We start from the raw sequence: 3,659 nt of genomic DNA on the forward strand, positions 1-3,659 counted from the left end.
ATACAAAAACGCCCGGGCAAGGCGAGCAGCCAATGCCGAAGAAACTAATTTACTCACAATGCGCAGGCAACGCCTGCTCGCCTTGCTCACCCCGTACTCGGGGCCATCAACTCAACACCGCCGGCAATGCCGTGCGGTGCTAAAACTGCTCCAGCTATGAGGAATTCTCAAGTCCACCTGAATAGAAACCCTCATGAAGTGCATATTCTTGCGCTAAGATAGCCGATAGCTTACTCAGAGAACTATGCTTCCACACCGACCACGCTTTAGACTCTAAATCTTTGTTTTAACGCGTATTCTTGTTCGAAAACCCAGAATGTTTTCGAGAATGCGCTCCCATCTTTACAGATCTTCAAAATGCAGCAGGGTTGCGTTTTACGCATTTCCAATACTCAGGCAGCTGCTCCCGCAAGGGGATACTATTATGGATAATATACGCGGCAGCGCTTGGATGGTGCTTGCAATGCTGGGGTTTGCCATTGAGGATACGTTGCTTAAGACGGCGACGGCTTCAGTGCCCGTTGGGCAAACACTGATGTTGTTTGGTATCGGCGGTACATTCGGCTTCTTGCTGCTGACCTGGAGACGCGGAGAGCGGGCTTTTACGCCGGAAGCGTTGAAGGCAACACTCTACACGCGTGCGGTTTTTGAAATTACAGGGCGGCTGTTTTTCCTCCTATCGCTGGCGCTAAACACACTTTCCAGCACCTCTGCTATTCTTCAGGCCACTCCAATTACAGTCACTCTGGGCGCTGCCGTGTTGTTTGGCGAGCGCGTGAACTGGCAGCGGTGGCTTGCGATCCTGATCGGGTTCATCGGCGTGCTGATGATCATCCAACCAAGTTCAGAGAGCTTTCAGGTGACTTCAATCCTCGCCATCATCGGCATGATCGGCTTTGCTGGTCGTGACCTGGCAACACGAGCGGCTCCTCCAGCCCTTTCCAACATGCAGCTTGGTGTTTACGGCTTTGCGGTGCTTATCCCAACTGGTGCAGCTTACTCATTCTGGTCTGGCGGATTTGTCTGGCCGGATCTCTTCAGCGGATTGGTCATCGCTGCGGGCACTCTTGTCGGCATTGGCGCTTATTATTCGCTCACTGTTGCCATGCGCACCGGATTGGTATCAGTCGTCACCCCTTTCCGATATTCCCGATTGCTTTTCGGCCTCCTGCTTGGGTTCCTGATTTTTGATGAGACCGCAGACGCTATGACACTGGCAGGCTCCGCGATTATCGTATTGAGCGGGCTGTATATTCTGGCCGGACACTCACGACTTAAAACCTCAGCCTCAAAGAGCGCAGCGGAGTGAGCTTGAAATTTTACCTCAAGAGAAGGAGGCTCATGCTGGCTTCCCGTTAAAAGTCGCTAATTGAACTACTTGCGGAAGGTTGGGAGATTGTAGAAATCTTTTACAAACTCAATTGGAAGTTATGCCAGATCAAGTCAATCGTGGAACTGTCTTTAGGCCAGATATAGAAGGTTTACGAGGACTTGCGGTACTCTTAGTCGTACTCTTTCATTTTAAACTTTTCGGTCTCCAAGGCGGATTTATCGGAGTAGATATATTCTTCGTAATCTCCGGCTTTCTCATGACGAAAATTATCACTTCAGATCAGTTTGAATGGTCATGGAACGGTTTAGGAAAGTATTATAAAAAACGCTTTTGGCGAATTGCACCTGCATATTATGTGACCCTGATTGCTATAGCAGTGCTTTTTCTTGCCTACCCATACGAGCTGCACATCTATGATTTTCGAACATCTTTTCTGACTGCCAGCTTTTTTGCCTACAATATTCATGCACCATCTGGTGCAGGTTATTTCGAGGTTTCTGCATATGAGAAACCACTCCTGCATTTATGGTCACTTGGTGTAGAGGTGCAATTCTATATTCTGTGGCCGCTTATTTTGCTCATTGTTCGCAATAAAACTTTTCTCACGAAACTCTTGAGTATTCTTTTCATTGTCCTACTCTCATTTATCGCGAGCGTAGTACTTAGCATTCACGATCCTGATGTAGCTTATTTCTCAATACCCACTCGCCTTTGGCAATTTGGAGCAGGTGGCATTGCTGCAGTTTTGTTGACGAGAAAAGCGCCAGAGCTTTCTCATTCTGTTACCGCCCTACTTACATGCGCATGTCTGCTCACTTTGCTTGGCAGTGCAGTGTTTGCACCTCAAAATTACTGGCCTAGCTTTCCTGCATTACTACCTGTTGCAGCGACAGCAATTTTGCTCTGGCTCGGCAATATGAAGACCAAATTTTCACAATGGTCTTTTTCTGCTCCCCCAGTACGCTTTATTGGTAAGATTTCTTATAGCCTTTATCTCGTTCATTGGCCGGTTGTTGTTTGGCTTCATCTTCAAGCAAAGGGTGAGCCACACTTTCTGGAAAGTCTGATCGGACTATTTGCCTGCATTGCTTTGGGTTGCCTGCTTTATTGGTTTATTGAAAAACCGTTCAGAACTCTGGGAAGAAAAAAACCTAGACTCAGCCAAATTCTTGGACTTGCCAGTTTCGGGATTCTGTTTCTTTCGAGCGCCGAAGTCATCAGAAACGACCAATTACTACAAAATTTCATCCCGACAAATGCATTGGAAGTGACACTTCACCAGAAACAGAACAGTGCTTTTGAGAAGGATTATTGTAGAAACAGGGGGACGCGCTATTCGTATATTTGTGCGGTGGGTGCGGAAGGCGTTGCCCCGTTTTTATTGGTCTGGGGAGATTCTCATGCTCGAGCTCTTGGTATCGGGTTGAGCGCTGAACTCAAAAACCACAATAAACGAGCTCTTGTTTTACAGACCGTGGGTTGCCCACCTTACTTAAGCAGACCGAAAAAATCCGATAGTGATTGCCGGAACTATACCGCTGAAGCCGTCGCTGGTTATTTGGAGAAGAACCCCACAATCACGACAGTGCTTATGGCTTCTCGTTGGATGTATTCTCTCAGACCAGAGAGTTTGGCTCGTAAGTATCAAGAGACACCAATTTTGGAGGATGGTCCTTCCAATTTACCAAAGCAACTCATGCACCTGGAACAAAGTATCCAATTTCTCGGTCGCCAAGGACAAAAGATTATTCTTGCGACACAAGCTCCGGAGATTACCGCAGACCATAAGCTCAAGACATGTCGCAATGCCTTTATCTATCAACCTCCGAGTGTCTTTAGGAAGCATTGTTGGATAAACTCAGAAGACCGCATAGAAGAGCAGTATCAACGAGATCAGCTGCTCAGGCTGGTGTCGCAGAAGTATGGCTACGTAGAACTTGCAGATTTAAAGTCGATATTTTGCAATGAAGAGCAATGCGAAATTGCAGGAAAAGACGGGTTTTATCTGCATGATCACGATCACCTGACCACTGCTGGCTCCGCAAAGGTCGTGCGGGAAGTACTTTTGCCATTAATGACTGTATCGACAAGCCTACAAGTCTTTTGACCTTTGTCTGGTCCAGGACAGCACAAACAATAATAACTCAAAATGATTGGTCTAGCGAAGATAGAACAGAGGTCCGAATTAAGCGGATAGAGCAAGGCGCACAAAGAACAACCTAGCATGCCTGAGCACAATAGCAAAAGATTAGAGAGCAAGCCCATAGCAAGGGCAGTTCTTCCTTTAAAAAAGCAACGGTGTTGCAGGTCAAGCGTTTTCAGCGAG

2 protein-coding genes are annotated in these 3,659 nt (G+C 47.1%); both read left to right on the top strand.

The window, feature by feature from the left end; translation table 11 throughout:
* Positions 1–424 precede the first annotated feature (424 nt).
* Positions 425–1,309 carry a DMT family transporter gene (locus PsW64_RS10825; protein ID WP_063303603.1) on the top strand — a complete coding sequence of 295 codons (885 nt, stop codon included), beginning with the start codon at positions 425–427 and terminating at the stop codon, positions 1,307–1,309.
* 121 nt (positions 1,310–1,430) lie between these two features.
* Positions 1,431–3,440: an acyltransferase family protein gene (locus PsW64_RS10830; protein ID WP_063303604.1), complete on the top strand. Its 2,010-nt coding sequence runs from the start codon at positions 1,431–1,433 to the stop codon at positions 3,438–3,440.
* The last annotated feature ends 219 nt before the right edge of the window (positions 3,441–3,659 follow it).

Origin of the sequence: Pseudovibrio sp. W64, assembly GCF_001623145.1 — a bacterium.
Classification (GTDB): domain Bacteria; phylum Pseudomonadota; class Alphaproteobacteria; order Rhizobiales; family Stappiaceae; genus Pseudovibrio.